General features: G+C 62.4%; 1 protein-coding gene. It reads left to right on the forward strand.

The window, feature by feature from the left end; genetic code table 11:
- The coding region (locus KZZ04_RS18555; RefSeq protein ID WP_219423706.1) for a hemagglutinin repeat-containing protein at positions 1 to 362 on the forward strand (362 nt) is incomplete at both ends.

Genomic DNA, 362 nt, shown 5'->3' on the forward strand with positions numbered 1-362 from the left:
TTCGGCATCGCCAAGGATGAAAGCCGCCAGAACCTCAAGGACAGTACCGTGGTTGCCAGCAACCTGCGCTCGGACAGCAACCTCAAGCTGCAAAGCGCCAAGGACATCCACGTCAGCGGCTCACAGGTGTCCGCCACCGGTGAACTGCAGGCGGATGCCAAGGGTGATATCAAGGTCACTGCTGCTGAAAACACCTTCCACAACACCACCAGCACCCACACCCGAGGCTTCGAGGGCTACGCCAGGGAAACCGCCGATGGCACCCGCCAGTACCGCGCGGGCGTGAGCTACGAAGACCAGCAGCACACCAACAAGACCGACACCACGCAACAGCAGGCGTCCAGCCTCAGCGGCGGCAGCGT

It is taken from the genome of Pseudoalteromonas sp. CR1 (assembly GCF_019392235.1).
In the GTDB taxonomy this organism is placed as follows: Bacteria; Pseudomonadota; Gammaproteobacteria; order Enterobacterales; family Alteromonadaceae; genus Pseudoalteromonas.